Below are 15,212 nucleotides of genomic sequence, written 5' to 3' on the forward strand. Positions count from 1 at the left end.
AGGTGGGGTGGCAGTGCAACGGGGTAATCCCCCGGCGGGCTGTCACCCCATCTGGCTGTCCGGCTCCGGCTATTCGGCGGCGGAGAAGCGGATCGAGCCCGCCACCAGGTCCGGGTGCTCGATCGTCAGGGCCAGGGCCACCGACTCCTCCAGGCTCAGCGCGCCACCGGCGGCGTAGGCCTCGTCGAAGTCCGCGTCGCCCATCGCGGTGCGCAGCGCGGCCTGCTGCTCCGTCCAGTACGCGCCGAACCCGCCGGCGGAGCAGCGCAGCCGCACCATGGCCGCCTGGGCGGCGCCGAAGAGCCGCGCCGCGGTGCCGGTCTCGCCGGCGAGGGAGCAGCGCACCGCGATCGCCATCAGCGCCTCGCACACCCGCAGGTGGAAGCCGAAGCTCATCCGCGACCGCAGCGCCACGATCAGGTGGTCGTGCGCCGCGACCAGGTCGCCGCGGGACAGCGCGACCATGCCGAGCAGCATGTCGACGGTGCGCCGGCCGCGCTCCGTCGGGCGGGAGTTCTCCAGCGTGCGGGCGGACGCCAGCAGGTCGGCGGCCTCGTCGAGCGCGCCGCGGCGCCACAGCAGCTGCGCGAGGGCGTAGACGGCGAAGAGCGTCTCCCCCGCGACGCCCTGCTCCTCGGCGAGGGCGATCACCTCCCGGCAGCCGCGCTCGGCCTCGTCGAAGCGGCCCATGTCCAGCAGCGGCGCGCCCCGCCCGGCGAGCACCCGCGCGAGCAGCCCGGGGTCGCCGGCCCGGCGCGCCGCGGCCTCGGCCCGCTGCGAGAAGCGCAGCTCCTCGACCGTCTCACCGTCGGCGCCCGCGTGCAGGGAGTGCATGTGGTAGGCCGCCGCGAGCTCCGCGTCGGGGACGGGCTCACCGGTCGCGCTGATCCGCTCGTACAGGCGGAACAGCCACATGCGACCCTCACGGACCAGGCCGCGCTCCCGCCACCACTGGTCGAGCGCACCGGCGACGGCGAGGCCCTGCCGGGCGCTGCCGCGGGTCACGGTCCAGTGCAGGGCCGCCCGCAGCTCGTCGGCGAGCGGGTCGAGGGTGTAGAGCGACAGCGTGACGGGCCGCCCCTCGGCGTCGACGTGGGCGTCGTGCGCGGCCTGCAGGCACCAGGCGACGTGCCGCTCCCGGGCCGGCTCCTCCTCGCCGGCCTCGACGAGGCGCCGGGCGGCGTAGGCGCGGATCGGGTCGAGCATGCGGTAGGTCGCGTTCGTCGCGCCGGCCTCCGCCTGGAGCAGGGACTTGTCGACGAGGGTCGCGAGCGGGTCGAGGGGGTCGCCGTCGTGCAGCCACTCGATCGCGGGCAGGTCGACGGGGCTGGCGAAGACCGACAGCCGGCGCAGCAGCCGGGCGGCGCGGTCGTCGAGCGTCCGGTACGACCAGTCCACGGCGGCCTGCATCGTGCGGTGCCGGTTGCCGGGGACGTCGGCGTCGGACGAGGCGCCGCGGCCGGCGTCCAGGGTGCCGAGGACGTCGTCGATGCGGGCCGCGAGCTGCGCGGCGGACAGCAGCCGCAGCCGCGCCGCGGCGAGCTCCAGCGCGAGCGGCAGCCCCTCCAGGGCCTCGGCGACCCGGGTGAGCTGGGCGATGTCGCCGGGCTCGGCGGGCCGGCCGCCCCGCGCGGCAGAGGCCCGGTCGACCAGCAGCGCGACGGCGTCACTGAACCCGCCGCCGCTGGCCGCCTCGACCGACAGCGGCGGGATCCGCCAGACGACCTCGCCGGCGAGGCCGAGCGGCTCGCGGCTGGTCGCCAGGACGGTGACCTCCGGTCCGGTGGACAGCAGCCGCGACACGAGCCGGCGGGCCGCGGGCAGCTGCGCGTCGGACGTGTCGAGCAGGAACAGCATCCGCCGGTCGCGGACGTGGTCGGCGAGGGTCTGGATGACGGGCCGGCCCGGCTCGGGGCGCAGCCCGGCGGCGGCCGCGACGGCGACGTCGACGAGGTCGCTGGTCGCGACGGCGCTGAGGTCGGCGAACCAGACCCCGTCGCGGAACTGCTCGACGAGCTCACCGGCGGCCTCGACGGCGAGGCGGGTCTTGCCGGCGCCGCCGGCGCCGACCACGGTGACGAGGCGGTGGGCGCCGACGAGGTCGCGCACAGCGGCGCGTTCGGCGGCGCGGCCGATGAACCGGGTCGTCTGCACCGGCAGGTTGTGGGCGGGCGCGTCGATGGTGCGCGGCCGGGGGAACTGGCGGTCCAGGCCCGGGGCGACCAGCTGGAAGATCCGCTCGCAGCCGTCGAAGCCGCGCAGCCGGTGCAGGCCCAGGTCGAGCAGGTAGGCGTCGTCGCCGAGGGCGCCGTCGAGCCCGCCGACGCGGCCGGCGGTGGCCGCGGAGCACAGGACCTGCCCGCCGTGGGCGGCGGCGGCGACGCGGGCCGCGCGGTGCACCTCCGGCGACGTGTACTCCCCGCCGTAGGGCTCGGCGAACCCGGTGTGCAGGCCCATGCGGACCCTCGGCCGGGCGTCGGACCCGTCGGGCGCGGCCGGCCAGTCGTGGGCGGCGAGCTCGCGCTGCGCCTCGATGCAGGCGGTGAGCGCGGCGGCGGCGTCGGCGAACGCGACGAAGAGCGAGTCACCCTCGGTGAAGAGTTCAACACCGTCCGCTTTGGAGAGTGCGCGACGGATCACCTGCCGGTGCTCCTGGAGCACCGGCCGGTATCCCGTGCCGAGCATCTGGGCAAGTCGAGTCGAGCCCTCGATGTCGGTGAACAGGAATGTCACCAGCCCGCTGGGCAGATGCGTCCGCGCCGACACGTGAAACCCCCGCCTCCCTTTTCAGGCGTGACCCATGTTTCCCCACCCCTGGGTCGCGCGCATCGTAGAAACGGTCCCCAACCAGTCGTCCTCAAGGTCGGACAGACGTTGGTCTGCACTCTTCCAAGCAGGTCAGCAAGCATACGGGGGTGAAGCTCGAGTGGGTTTCGCGTGACGTAACGACAACCTGACCGGCCGAGTTGTGGCACGCTAGGCCACAACATCAAAGCCGTCCGGCGGTTATTGCGAAACCGGCCCGTAACAATGCATCAACAACCGCACGAGCCGCCGCAACATCCGCCACCGGAAGGACGCTGCGAGATGCCCGCGGCGTTGACACCATTGACGGCGACCGTCGACAGCAGCTTCACCGTGTCGTCGTGGCCCGCCGGACATGCGGCGTTCGCATTGGCTTCAGCCATCGGCCGCTGGACTTCGAACGTGTCGCCGCAGGCCCTGCACCGGTACTCGTAACGAGGCATCCCCACAGGTTAGGCGACGGTGACACGTGCGCGGCAAGTACGGAATACTCGACGGGTGGCACAGAACCGCGGTCCCCGGCCCGACGAGCACAAACCCACCACAGTGGACACACTCTCGGTGACCGCGATCCGCTCACCCGCGCCGGATGAGGACCCCGTCCCGGGGAATCCTCCGTCGAAACACGGTAAAAGAGCGGCGGAAAACGACAAATCAACCACCGACAATGCCGCGGCGGCATCACCGAGCGTGCCGTCGCAGCGCCACGTCCCGAAGCACGCCGCGAAGGAGCCCGGCGACCCGGCGACCACGACACCGGCACCCGCGACCACCGGGAAGCCGGACGCGCCCGCCGACGTCCTGCAGAGCCGGCCGGCCCGCTTCGAGGGGCTGCGGGTGTGGCTGCGCCGGCCCGGCGGCCGGATGCTCGTCGCCGGCCTCGCGCTCACCCTGGTGCTCGGCGCCGCCTACGCGTCCGGCAAGTACCTCGTCCCGGCCGTGTCCGAGCAGCGGGCCGGCAGCTCCGCCCCGCCGCCGCCGACCGCGACCCCGGGCGGGATCGAGACCGGCGACGCGCCCGTGCCGCAGACGCCGCCGACGACGTTCAGCCCGCCCGCCGGCACGAAGGAGCGCCCGTCGGACGTCCTGGCCGCGTGGGCCGGCCCGCGCGCGGTGAAGCTCAACATCCCGCCGGTGTCGCTGCAGGCGTACGGGTACGCGGAGCTGATCACCGCCCGCACCACCCCGGGCTGCAAGCTGACCTGGACCACCCTCGCCGGCATCGCGAAGATCGAGTCGGACCACGGCCGGACGGGCGGCGCGCTGGTGCAGGACGACGGCAAGTCGGTGCCGGCGATCATCGGCCCGCCGCTGGACGGGCAGAGCAACCGGCAGGCGATCAAGGACACCGACGGCGGCGCGATCGACACCGACAAGACCTGGGACCGGGCGGTCGGGCCGATGCAGTTCCTGCCGAGCACCTGGAAGCAGTACGGGATCGACGCCGACGCCGACGGGGTGACCGACGTCAACGACATCGACGACGCGGCCCTGACCGCGGCCGCGTACCTGTGCTCCGGCGGCCGCGACCTGTCCACGGTGGAGGGCTGGAACGCCGCCATCCACTCGTACAACATCCCCGAGGAGTACCGCACGGCGGTCTTCAACGCGACGAACGACTACGGCCGCCGGGACCGCACGGCGTAGATTCGCGTACATGAAAGGCCACGCTCTGCGGCGCGGTACTTCCGCTGAGCCACAAAGGTAGGCAAGCTTGACTCCGTGATGGTGCGCGAGTGGGACCCGGGGACCGCGACCGCGGCTGAGATCGAGGCGGTGCTGCGGTCGCTCAACGAGATCGTGGCGTTCGACGTGCCCGAGGATCCGCCGTGGCGTGACGTCAAGTTCCGGGAGTATCTCGCGGTCACGATGCCGGGCGAGCGGCGCACGTCGTGGCTGGCCGTCGACGAGTCCGGTGACGTGCTCGGCCACGCGAGCCTGCTCGCGCTGGAGGAGATCGGCGTGCTGGAGCTGTCGGTGCGCCCCGCGGCCCGCCGCGGGCACGTCGGCACGGCGCTGCTCGCCGCGGTGGCCCGCCGGGCCGCCGAGGAGGGCTTCGAGTCCGTCGGCGTCGAGGTGATCGGCGGCACCCCGAGCGTCAAGTTCTTCGAGTCGTTCGGCTTCGAGTGCGCGTTCATCGAGCAGCGCAACCTGCTGGACCTGGGCGGGGTCGACTGGCTGCGGCTGGGCGAGATGGCGGCCGGCATCGGCGCGGGCTACCGGGTCGAGTACCACCCGGGCGGCCCGCCGGAGCAGCACTACGCGGCCTACGCGGCGGCGAAGGAGGCGGCGCGGGCGTCCGTCGTGGCGGACCTGGAGCTGCGGCCCAGCTCCTACGACGCGGAGCGGCTGCGGGCGAGCCTGGCGACGCTGCACGCGCGCGGCCTCAAGCCGTACATCGTCCTCGCGGTGCACGAGGCGTCCGACACGATCGCGGGGCTCACCGAGGTCGTCGTCCCGGCGCAGCGGCCGACCCGTGCCGACCAGTACGACACCATCGAGGTGCCGACGCACCGCGGCTACGGCATCAGCCGGGCGATCAAGGCGCGGATGCTCTTCGAGCTGCGGGCCGCCGAGCCGCACCTGCTGGACGTGCAGACGTGGAACGCGACGGAGAACGAGCCGCTGCTGAAGGTCAACGCCGAGCTGGGCTTCAAGCCGGACCGCGAGTGGCGCGAGTACGACGCCGACGTCATCGACCTGCTCCGCCGGCTGAAGTAGACGAATCAGCCAGGTGCTCAGCCGGACCGGCCGGCCGGATCAACGCCGGTGTGAAGCCACTCGGGTCCCCCGCACCCGGCCACGCTGACTCTCGCCACCAAGCGGAAAGGGCCCCGGGCATGCGCCCGGGGCCCTCTCGTGGAGCGGGGTTCGTTACGGCAGGGTCCACTTCTGGTTCGCCGGCACCGGCGAGACGCAGGTCCACAGGTGCACGACGGTGCTGTCCGCGGAGTTGTTGCCGGACACGTCGAGGCACTTGCCGGACTGCGGGTTGCGCAGCGTGCCGTCGGCGTTCGGCGCCCAGTTCTGCGCGGCCGAGCCGTTGCACGTCCACAGCTGGATCTTCGTGCCGTCGGCGCTGCCGCCACCGGACACGTCGAGGCACTTGCCGAGGGCCCGCAGGGTCTGGCCGTTGCGGGTCCAGGTCTGCGCGCCGGAGCCGTTGCAGGTGTACAGCTGGATCTGCGTACCGTCCGCGGTGCCGCTGCTGCGGACGTCGAGGCACTTGCCGGCCAGGCCCTTGATCGGCCCGACCCCGGTCGGCGGCGTCGATCCCTTCACGAACGTGATGTCGTCGACGTCGAAGAGGCCGGTGCCCGTGCCGGTGAACGTGAGGAAGATGTTCGCGTTGCCCGACGGGACGCCGGTCAGCGTGGTGGTGACGTTGGCGTAGGTGTCCCAGCTGCCGGTGTTCGGCACGTTGACGGTGCCGAGGACCGTGCCGGTCTGCGAGCCGTTGCGGATCTGGATCTGGCCGCCGGGCCCGCCGGACACGACCCGCGCCCGGAAGGACGTGGCGCCGCCGACGTTCACGTTGTTGTAGCCGGCCCAGTCGCCCGGGTCGATGTAGCCGAGGGTCTGGCCGTTGTTGGCGCCGGCCTTGGTGAAGGCCTGCGCGCCGTTGACCGAGCTGAAGGACTCGGCCTGCACGGTCACGTCCGTCGACGGGTTCCCGCCGAGGTCCTTGATCCGGACGTTGCGGAACGAGGCCGTGTCGCCGCTGCCGTGGTTCTGGATGCCGATGTACCCGTCGAGGTTGCGGGCCGGGTCGGTGTTGGTGAAGTCGTTGATCAGGCTGCCGTTGAGGTACACCCGGATCCGCTGACCCTCGACGAGCAGCTCGTAGGTGTTCCACTCACCGGCCGGGTTGAGCGCCGCGTCGCGGGCCGCGATGTCCGCGGACTTGAACGTGTAGATGGCGCCCGTGGTGCGGTCAGCGGCGTCGGTCGCGTCGATCTGGATCTCGTACCCCTGGTTGACGGCGACCCACGGGTCGGTGCCCGGGTTCGGGAAGCCGACGAAGATGCCGGAGTTGCTGTCGCCGGTGAGCCGCCAGTCCGCCTTCAGCGAGTACGACGTGTACTGCTTCGCGCTGTACCAGAACAGGCCCATGCCGCCGGTGGAGGTCAGCGTCGCGTCGCTGTTGGTGAAGCTGCCGGGGCCGGCCTGCGACCAGCCGGTCGTGGCGCCGTTGTAGATCGCGGTGTAGCCGCTCTCGGGACGGCAGTCCGCCTTGGCGCGCTTGGCGGCGTACCGGATGCCACCCAGGAGCTCGTTGCGGAAGTTGCCGTCGGAGTACGACTCCTGCGTGTGCCCGAAGCCGGTGTAGAACGACCGGCCGCTGTCGATCGTCTTGCACCAGGTGATCGGGTGGTCGGCACCCATCGACCCGCCGGAGTAGGACGACTCGTCCAGCGTCGCCAGGACGCGGGCGCTGCTGCGCGGGTTGGTCTGGTAGTTGTACAGCTCGTCGGTGCGGGTCCAGGTCTGCGGCAGGTGCGCCGTGGCCGGGTGGGCCCGGTTCTCGGTCTTCGAGTTGACCTGCTGGATCGCCGGGTGCGAGGCGAACCACGCGCCGACGAGGTTGCCGTAGAACGGCCAGCTGTACTCGGTGTCGGCGGCCGCGTGGACACCGACGTATCCGCCGCCGCCGCGCACGTACGACTCGAACGCCGTCTGCTGGGCGTCGTTGAGCACGTCACCGGTGGTGTTGAGGAAGACGACCGCCTCGTACTGCGCGAGGTTGGCGGTGGTGAAGCGGGTCGCGTCCTCGGTGGCGGTCACGGTGAAGTTGTTGGCCGCGCCCAGCTGCTGGATCGCGGTGATGCCCGCCGGGATCGCGTCGTGGCGGAAGCCGGCGGTCTTGGAGAACACGAGCACGTCGTAGGGCGCGTCGGCGGCGACGGCCGGGCTGGCGGTGTACAGCGAGCATGCGGCGAGGGCGATGGCGGCGCCCGCTCCGGCGAGGATTCTGCGCACTGAATCTCCTTAGCAGGGAGGGAGGCGCCCGTGTGGCGGCACGGGCGCCCGATCACCTCGTTAGGGCAGGGTCCACTTCTGGTTGGCGGGTGCCGGACTGACGCAGGTCCACAGGTGCACGACGGTGCTGTCCGCGGAGTTGTTGCCGGACACGTCGAGGCACTTGCCGGACTGCGGGTTGCGCAGCGTGCCGTCGGCGTTCGGCGCCCAGTTCTGCGCGGCCGAGCCGTTGCACGTCCACAGCTGGATCTTCGTGCCGTCGGCGCTGCCGCCACCGGACACGTCCAGACACTTGCCGAGCGCCTGCAGCGTCTGACCGGAGCGGGTCCAGGTCTGCGCGTTGGTGCCGTTGCAGGTGTACAGCTGGATCTGCGTACCGTCGGCCGTGGCTGCGCTGCGCACGTCGAGGCACTTGCCGGCGAGCCCCTTGACCGGGCCGATGCCGCTGCTGCTGGTCGTGAAGGTGAAGCTGTCCACGTCGAACAGTGCGGCGGTGCCGGTGCCGGCGAACGTCACGAACAGCGACGTGGTGCCGGCCGGCGCGCCGGAGATCGGCGCGGTCACCGTCGTGAACGTCTCCCACGAGCCCGTCACCGGGATCGTCGCGGAGCCGATGATCGGGCCCGTCGCCGAGCCCGTGCGGAACTGCACGGTGCCACCGGTGCCGCCGGACGACGCCCGGACCGAGACCGAGGTCGCGTTGTTCAGCTTGTACGGGTCGAACTGGATCCAGTCGCCGTTGTTGATGTCGCCGACCGTCTTGCCGCCCTCGGCCGTCGTCTTGGTGAACGTGTTGATGCCCGACGACGTCTTGAAGTGCTCCGCCTGCCGCTTGCGCGGCTGGAGGATGTTCTGCGCGTGGACGGTCAGCCCACCCTTGTCGGTGTACTGCGCGTCGAAGATCGGGAAGATGTTCGCCGCGTCGTCGTGCTCACCGTCGACCGGGATGGTGATCGTGCCGGTGCAGCCGTTCTGCGAGGTGATCTGGTGGGCGTGCTGGTCGTGGCCGAGCACGTAGGTCATGGTGACCTTCGAGCAGTCGATCGCCCCGTCCTCGGGGTCGGTGACCGTGACGCTCCACGGCACGCTGTCGCCGAAGGAGACCAGCTGGCCCTTCGCCGGGGCGTTGACGACGACCGTCGGCGCGGTGTTGCCGACGCTGATCAGCACGCTGGACGTGGCCGGGGCGTTCTGGTTGTCCCGCACGGTCAGCGTCGCGGTGTAGTTGCCGTTGGTGTTGTACGTGTACGACGGGTTCGCCGCGGTGGAGTCCTGCGTGCCGTTGCCGTCGAAGTCCCACGAGTACGTCAGCGGACCACCCTCCGGGTCGCTGGACCCGGCGGATGAGAACGTCACCGCGAGCGGCGCCGCACCCGAGGTCTTGTTCGCGCTCGCCACGGCGGTCGGCGCGCGGTTGCCGCCACCCACGTAGTCGTAGCGGTACAGGGCCGAGTTGGCGTCGCCGTTGAAGTAGCCGGTGCCGTAGTCCAGGACGTACAGCGCGCCGTCGGGGCCGAACTGCATGTCCATGACCTGCTTGCCGCCCCACGGGAACGTGTCGATCGCGCCGCGGGTGCCGTCGCTGTTGACGACGATCGGCTTGATCCAGCCACGCCCGAACTCACCGGCGAAGAACATGCCGTTGAAGCTGGCCGGGAACTTCGTGGCCGACGGGTTGGCCGCGTCGTAGCGGTACACGGGTCCGCCCATCGGCGACTCGGAGCCGCCGCCGAACTCGGTCGGGGTGCCGGAGTCGCCGCCGTACTTGATCCACGCGGGCCGGGCCGGGGGCAGCGTGCCCTGGCCGGTGTTGCGGAACGAGTTGTTCGTCGGCCCGCCGGCGCAGTTGTACTTGGCTCCACCGGTGCCGGCGGCGAAGTCCCACTCGTTGTAGATCTCGGTGCTGGTGTTCGAGCCGGTGCAGTACGGCCAGCCGTAGTTGCCGGGCGACGTGATCCGGTTGAACTCGACCTGCCCGGACGGGCCGCGGTTGGCGTTGGTGGTGCCGGCGTCGGGGCCGTAGTCGCCCACGTAGACGATGCCCGTGGCCTTGTCGACGCTCATCCGGAACGGGTTGCGGAAGCCCATCGCGTAGATCTCGGCCCGGGTGTTCGCCGTCCCCGGCGCGAACAGGTTCCCGGACGGGATGCTGTACGTGCCGTTGGCGTTGACCTTGATCCGCAGGATCTTGCCCCGCAGGTCGTTGGTGTTGCCCGCCGAACGCTGCGCGTCGTAGGCCGGGTTGCGGTTGGTCCGCTCATCGAGGGGCGAGTAGCCGGCGGAGTCGAACGGGTTGGAGTCGTCGCCGGTCGACAGGTACAGGTTGCCGGCCGCGTCGAAGTCGATGTCGCCGCCGACGTGGCAGCAGATGCCGCGGTTCGCGGGCACGTCCAGGATGTTGACCTGGCTGCTCATGTTGACGGTGAAGTTCGCGTTGAGGGTGAACCGGGAGAGGCGGTTGACCCCGGTCCAGGTGGCCCAGTCGGTGGCGGTACCGGTGGCCGGCGCGTCGCCCGCGGGGGTGCTCAGCGGCGGCGCGTAGTACAGGTAGATGTAGCGGTTCGTGGCGAAGTTGGGGTCGGCCGCGACGCCCTGCAGGCCTTCCTCGTCGTGCTGGTAGACCGGGATGTTGGCGATCACCGACGTGGTGCCGTTGGCGTCGGTGCGCCGCAGCGTGCCGTTCCTGGCGGTGTGCAGGACCGAGCGGTCGGGCAGCACCGAGATGGTCAGCGGCTCGCCGACCTCGGGCTCGCCCTTGGCGAGGGTGACCTGCTGGAAGTCGGCCGCGTTGATCGCCGCCGCCGCGGGCGCGGCCTGGACGACGACGGCGCTGACGCTCGCGCTCGCCGCAACAAGGAGCAGGGCGGCACTCATCGGCCGCCATCGATGACGTGAGGGTTGTAGGTTCACTGTGTCCCTTCCTGACGAAACGTGCCAGGCAGGGCGCGCGCCGCCGCGCCGGATGCCGTGTGCCTCCGCAACACAGACATGCCCATCGATGCATCCGCTGCCGCCGGATAACATCGATGAAACACTCCAGTGTCGTGGGGGACACACTAGGAGCTTCGAACCAACCTGTCCACACTTTCCGTCGCGTTGGCATGAACTTTTGTCCCGCTAACCAAAAGTCACCGCCCGCTACGTCTGCGCGCATGCATTATGATGGGTGGCGTTACCGACAAGAAATTTGGTCGGTGGTGCTAAGGTTGCAGGTAAAGCAGCGCGCCGCCACCGGCCTGGCTCCATGCCGACTCGGCGGGTCGCGGCGCGCCGGCTCGTTCTTTCGTCCCTCATCGACACAGCGCTGGGCGGTGGCCATCGGACAGAACTTTGACAGGTGTCGAGGAGTTGCCGCCCCGCCCGTCGGGCCCGGACCCGGCACAAGGCTGCTGGAAGCAGGTGAGCGCCGGCGCCTGACAGCACGGGCCTGGAGCGTTTTTGTCGCCTGACAGCACGGGCCTGGAACGCTTTTGTCGACGGCTCTACGTGGGCGGCGCGCCGGAGATGTGAGCCCTGGCCGGCCGCACCACCACCGCCCCTGTTCCATCGGCGCGCGGCATGACAGGCGCGCTCCGGAATGCCGACGACTCCGTGAGCCGCCGAGGAGAAGGCAGCGTTCTAGGCGGTTGAGGACGTGTCGAGGACGTGCAGCGCCGATCCGGCGCCGAACAGCTATGGGTCCGCCTGCCGGCCACCCGCTTCGAAGGCCCCGAGAATGAGCTCGCCGCCCGCCGTATGAGCTGTTGGAGCGGCCAGGACCGGTGGGCACTCACCCATGACACCGTCGCCGAAGGCCTCCCGCTCTTCCGGCGCAGAGGGCCTGGTCGGGGGCCACTGGAAATCCACGGGTGGCGCCTCGATCAAGACCTGCGGTGGCGCCTTGATCAGAACCTGCTTCATCGGCTCGGGCGTGCTGAGCTTCGCGGACCAGTACCGCGCGTGGCGGCGGCACAAGGCCAGATAGGAGCACACCAGCGGCGGCGATGTCGCGATGATCACGCGTGTTCGGACCCGACCCGTGGGCATCGCCGCACGCTGGGACAGCATCCGCCGGGGGCTTCAGGGAGCTCGGCCCTCGCGCCCGTGACGCGATCATCCTGACCGGGCGCGGCTACTCGCAGATCGAGATCGCCGACCTCGTGAACATCAGCGTCTGCGGTGGCGGGGGGTTCCGCACCGCGATCGGGCCCCGGGACCAGCACGTCACAGACGGGCGCAGGTGAGCGACGTTGGCGTCGAGGTCGGCAAGATCACCATGGTGGTGGGCTTCGTGTTCAGGGGGTCAGGTCCGTTGGCGCCGAGGTGGTCGTGATCTCGCCGGCGCGGGGGTGTGGCGGGGCGGCGCAGGTCAGCAGGGCTGGCGCCAGGCGTCGAGGTCCTGCTTCTTCTTCATCGACGAGAAGCGCAGGGCGGTGGTCTTCGGGCAGAACTTGGCGGTGTCGACGTCGTACTCGACGTGGAAGACGGGCTTGCCGGCGGCGATGAAGGCCTTGAGGGTGTCGCACTCGTCGTAGTGGGCGCACTCCTCGTTGACCGCGAAGTCGAACGCCGGGGCGAGGGCGGCCGCCTGTTCGACGTCGTTCTTCAGGCCCACCGCGAGGCCGAGGCGGTGGGCGAGGTCGGCGACGCGGCGGTTGAACGTGAGCTGGTCCTCGGCGGTGAGGGGGAAGCCGCTGTTGTTGGCGTAGCCGTCGACGTTGTCGGGCTCGACGGCGTCGAAGCCCTTGTCCCTGCACACCTTGAAGCGGGCCTCGAGCAGCGGCGCCAGGGTGTCCCAGCGGCGGATGTCGAGCCACTTCTCCCCCGGCCAGCCCTCCAGGCCCTTGCCGCGCACCGACTCGGGGAAGTTGCCGGCGTCGGCGCGGAAGTCCTCGTGGGCGCCGGCGTTCACGTAGCAGATGACGTGACGGCCCGCGGCCTTGAGCTTCGCCACCTCGGCGGCGGAGGTGGTGACGGCGTCGACGTCGTACACGTCGACGGCCACCGACGTGTCGAGCGTGCCGGTCAGCTGCCACTGCCAGGTGAGGCCGACGGCCGGCCGCCACCAGCCGACGGGGGTGGCCGGCGCGGGCGACGGCGACGCGGACGCTGAGCCGAGGCCGCCGTAACCGGACGGGGGCACCGCGGCGGTCTTCGGGGTGCCCCGGCCCTCGTCGGGGTCGCCGCCGGCGCCGGTGCACGCGGCCGCGTACAGGACGGTCAGCATGACGAGGCCGAACAGTGCGAGGCGGAGCCGCCGGTCGGTCACCGCGCGGCCGCCGCGCGCTGCCGGACTACCGTCGGGATCCCCTCGTACGGCAGGGGCGCGACGAGGTCGGTGACGAGGCCGTGCGGGGCGCGGGACAGCAGCAGCGCGGTGGCGGCGCCGATCCGCTCCGTGGGGACGCCGTAGACGAGGTGCGCGGCGTTGGGCCAGTCGCGGCCGTCGGGCAGCCCGTACGCGGGCGGGGCGTCCACATAGGACTCCCAGGGGCCTTCGAAGGTGCAGACCACGTCGGCGAGGTCGGCGTAGCCGGGCAGGCACCGGGTGCCGGGGTTGAGGACCACCGATCCGCGCACCGCCCGCACCACCTGTGTCACGTAGGCGAGGCCGGCCGCGTCGGCCGGCACCTGGTCGAAGAAGATACCGCCGACCGGGTACCGGGCCCAGCCGACGATGTCGCACCACACCTCACCGTTGGCGCGGCGGCCGTAGTCGAGGTCGACGTAGCCGAGCATGCGCACGCCGGAGCGGTGCAGGCGGGCGGTCGCGACCGCGTACACCTCGTCGCGCTCGGCGCCGGGGCCGTTGTGGACGTTGACGATCGCGGTGGGGCGTTCGGTGCTGCGGCACAGCGCCTCCCACGCGTCGGGGTCGGCCAGCGGGTGGACGTACATCGGCAGGAGCATCATCGGTAACTCTCCGGGTCACGCAGGACGAGCGCCGCGACGGCGAGGCCGGGCAACCCCGCACCGAGCAGGGTCGCGACGGCGAGGGTTTCGGTGAACGTGGGGGCCACGTGCACCAGGGCGGGCGCCCAGTGCCCGACGCCCGCGACGAGCAGCGTCGGCCACCAGACGACGAGGGCAGCGGTGCCCGCCCGGCCGTGGGCGGCGAGGACGAGGCACAGGGCGTACACGCCGGTGAGCAGGATCGCGGCGGCGAGCGCCTGCCCGCCTGGGCCGCTGATCCCGACCCACACGGCGCCGGCGATCGCGGCCCCGAGCGCGACGGGGACGCTCAGCACCCCGGCGGTGCTTTTGCTGATGCGGGCGAGCCGCCGGTCGAACGCGGCGCGGTCGGCGAGGACGGCCCGCGCGTACGCGATGCGCCGCTGATGCCAGACCAGCGTCAGCTCGATGAGCGGGACGCCGACGAGCAGCGGCACCGCCTGGACCGGCACCCGGTGCGGGGCGATCCCGTCGAGGGCGACGGCCCGCAGCAGCGCCGCCTGGCCGGTGCCGACGAGGCCGTAGAGCAGCGCGTAGCCGATGTCGCCGCGCCACGACCGCCACCGCCGCCACGGCATCCGGCCGCTGACGTCCGCGCCGGCGACGGGGCGGAACGCGACGGCGAGCAGGGCCACGACCCCGCCCAGCAGCGCGGTCACCGCCCAGGTCCCGGCCCCGAGCGCGACGCAGGCGGTGGCGACCCAGCAGGGCGCGGCGGCGGCGAGGACGACCCGTTCGCGGCGGGTGACGAGCGCGACGGCGGCGACCGCGAACAGGGCGAGCTGCACTCCGGCGATCGTGTACGCGCGGACCCCGCTGCCGGCGAGCGCGACGGCCCAGACCGCGGCGAGGCCGAGGAACCCGGCGCCGAGCAGGCGGGCGGCGGCGGTGACGCCCCGCTCCGACAGCGCCCGGTAGCCGAGGTACGACAGCGCCTGCCCGCCGCCCCAGCCGAGCAGCAGCGTGCCGGTCGTCGCGAGCGGCGGGGCGCCGTCGACCTCGGCCGCCGCGCCGAGGCCGATCGCGAGCGGGGTCAGGTAGATCGTCGCGCGGGTCAGCGTGTCGGTGATGACCGCGCGGGGCGTCGGCCCCTCCTCCAGGGGCGTGGCCTGCACGACCGTGGCGGCGGTTTCGACGGTACGGGCAACGACCCGCCCGGCCAGCGCGAACACCGACGGCAGGCCGTACTCCCGGTCGGCGACGCGGTCGTTGATGCCGTTGGCCTCGAGGATCGCGGCGACCTCGTCGACGTCGACGGCGCCGACGCAGTCCTCCAGCATCCGGTCGGCGAGCGCGGCGACGGGGTCGGTGGAGGCCCGCCCGACGTACCGCAGCGACTCGCCGCGCTCCAGCGCCGGCGGCCGCGCCCGCCGCTGCATCGGCACGACCAACAGCGAATCAGCACTCATGCGGGCACCTCCGCTGCGCTCCGGCGTCGGCCTGAGCCAAACCTGCAATCCCGGTTCGCGGCTCCTCCGCTGCGCTCCGGCCCGCTC

The 15,212-nt window shown here is 72.0% G+C and carries 10 protein-coding genes; 2 read left to right on the forward strand and 8 right to left on the reverse strand.

Translation table 11 applies throughout. The features are described 5' to 3' along the window. Positions 1 to 69: 69 nt before the first annotated feature. On the reverse strand, positions 70 to 2,766 hold the full coding sequence (locus tag ACQEVZ_RS22535) for an adenylate/guanylate cyclase domain-containing protein (RefSeq protein WP_344512096.1): 2,697 nt from the start codon (positions 2,764 to 2,766) through the stop codon (positions 70 to 72). Between the two features lie 269 nt (positions 2,767 to 3,035). Further along, positions 3,036 to 3,248: an FmdB family zinc ribbon protein gene (locus ACQEVZ_RS22540; RefSeq protein WP_344512094.1), complete on the reverse strand. Its 213-nt coding sequence runs from the start codon at positions 3,246 to 3,248 to the stop codon at positions 3,036 to 3,038. A 247-nt stretch (positions 3,249 to 3,495) separates the two neighbouring features. Between ACQEVZ_RS22540 and ACQEVZ_RS22545 the strand changes: the two genes are divergently transcribed. Beyond that, complete coding sequence (locus ACQEVZ_RS22545; RefSeq protein WP_433369580.1) at positions 3,496 to 4,452, forward strand: lytic transglycosylase domain-containing protein; 957 nt, start codon at positions 3,496 to 3,498, stop codon at positions 4,450 to 4,452. Positions 4,453 to 4,530: 78 nt separating this feature from the next. Further along, entirely contained in the window at positions 4,531 to 5,526 is a 996-nt protein-coding gene (locus tag ACQEVZ_RS22550; RefSeq protein ID WP_360573810.1) for a GNAT family N-acetyltransferase, read from the forward strand. 153 nt (positions 5,527 to 5,679) lie between these two features. Here the strand turns inward: ACQEVZ_RS22550 and ACQEVZ_RS22555 are convergent, their stop codons facing one another. From ACQEVZ_RS22555 to ACQEVZ_RS22580, 6 genes are all read right to left on the reverse strand, one after another. Then, on the reverse strand, positions 5,680 to 7,776 hold the full coding sequence (locus ACQEVZ_RS22555) for a ThuA domain-containing protein (protein WP_425552412.1): 2,097 nt from the start codon (positions 7,774 to 7,776) through the stop codon (positions 5,680 to 5,682). Positions 7,777 to 7,845: 69 nt separating this feature from the next. After that, the gene (locus ACQEVZ_RS22560; RefSeq protein WP_433369583.1) at positions 7,846 to 10,659 is read right to left on the reverse strand and encodes a PQQ-dependent sugar dehydrogenase; all 2,814 of its coding nucleotides are present in this window, start codon (positions 10,657 to 10,659) and stop codon (positions 7,846 to 7,848) included. 798 nt (positions 10,660 to 11,457) lie between these two features. Then, positions 11,458 to 11,784 carry a hypothetical protein gene (locus ACQEVZ_RS22565; protein WP_433369586.1) on the reverse strand — a complete coding sequence of 109 codons (327 nt, stop codon included), beginning with the start codon at positions 11,782 to 11,784 and terminating at the stop codon, positions 11,458 to 11,460. A gap of 349 nt (positions 11,785 to 12,133) precedes the next feature. Further along, positions 12,134 to 13,033 (reverse strand): endo alpha-1,4 polygalactosaminidase, encoded by a 900-nt coding sequence (locus tag ACQEVZ_RS22570; protein ID WP_433369589.1) that lies wholly within the window; start codon positions 13,031 to 13,033, stop codon positions 12,134 to 12,136. Beyond that, a complete protein-coding gene (locus tag ACQEVZ_RS22575; protein WP_433369592.1) occupies positions 13,030 to 13,677 on the reverse strand; it encodes a spherulation-specific family 4 protein in 648 nt (215 codons plus the stop codon). The genes ACQEVZ_RS22570 and ACQEVZ_RS22575 overlap by 4 nt, the downstream gene beginning before the upstream one ends. Next, positions 13,674 to 15,125: a hypothetical protein gene (locus ACQEVZ_RS22580; protein WP_433369595.1), complete on the reverse strand. Its 1,452-nt coding sequence runs from the start codon at positions 15,123 to 15,125 to the stop codon at positions 13,674 to 13,676. The genes ACQEVZ_RS22575 and ACQEVZ_RS22580 overlap by 4 nt, the downstream gene beginning before the upstream one ends. Between the last annotated feature and the right edge of the window lie 87 nt (positions 15,126 to 15,212).

The sequence above is a fragment of the Dactylosporangium sp. CA-152071 genome (genome assembly GCF_050936335.1).
In the GTDB taxonomy this organism is placed as follows: Bacteria; Actinomycetota; Actinomycetes; order Mycobacteriales; family Micromonosporaceae; genus Dactylosporangium; species Dactylosporangium maewongense.

What these genes read in the sequence shown, in the direction of transcription:
- ACQEVZ_RS22540 (WP_344512094.1), bottom strand. Translation starts at nt 3,248, where the DNA reads ATGCCTCGTTACGAGTACCGGTGCAGGGCCTGCGGCGACACGTTCGAA.
- ACQEVZ_RS22550 (WP_360573810.1), top strand. Translation starts at nt 4,531, where the DNA reads ATGGTGCGCGAGTGGGACCCGGGGACCGCGACCGCGGCTGAGATCGAG.
- ACQEVZ_RS22560 (WP_433369583.1), bottom strand. Translation starts at nt 10,659, where the DNA reads ATGAGTGCCGCCCTGCTCCTTGTTGCGGCGAGCGCGAGCGTCAGCGCC.
- ACQEVZ_RS22575 (WP_433369592.1), bottom strand. Translation starts at nt 13,677, where the DNA reads ATGATGCTCCTGCCGATGTACGTCCACCCGCTGGCCGACCCCGACGCG.
- ACQEVZ_RS22580 (WP_433369595.1), bottom strand. Translation starts at nt 15,125, where the DNA reads ATGAGTGCTGATTCGCTGTTGGTCGTGCCGATGCAGCGGCGGGCGCGG.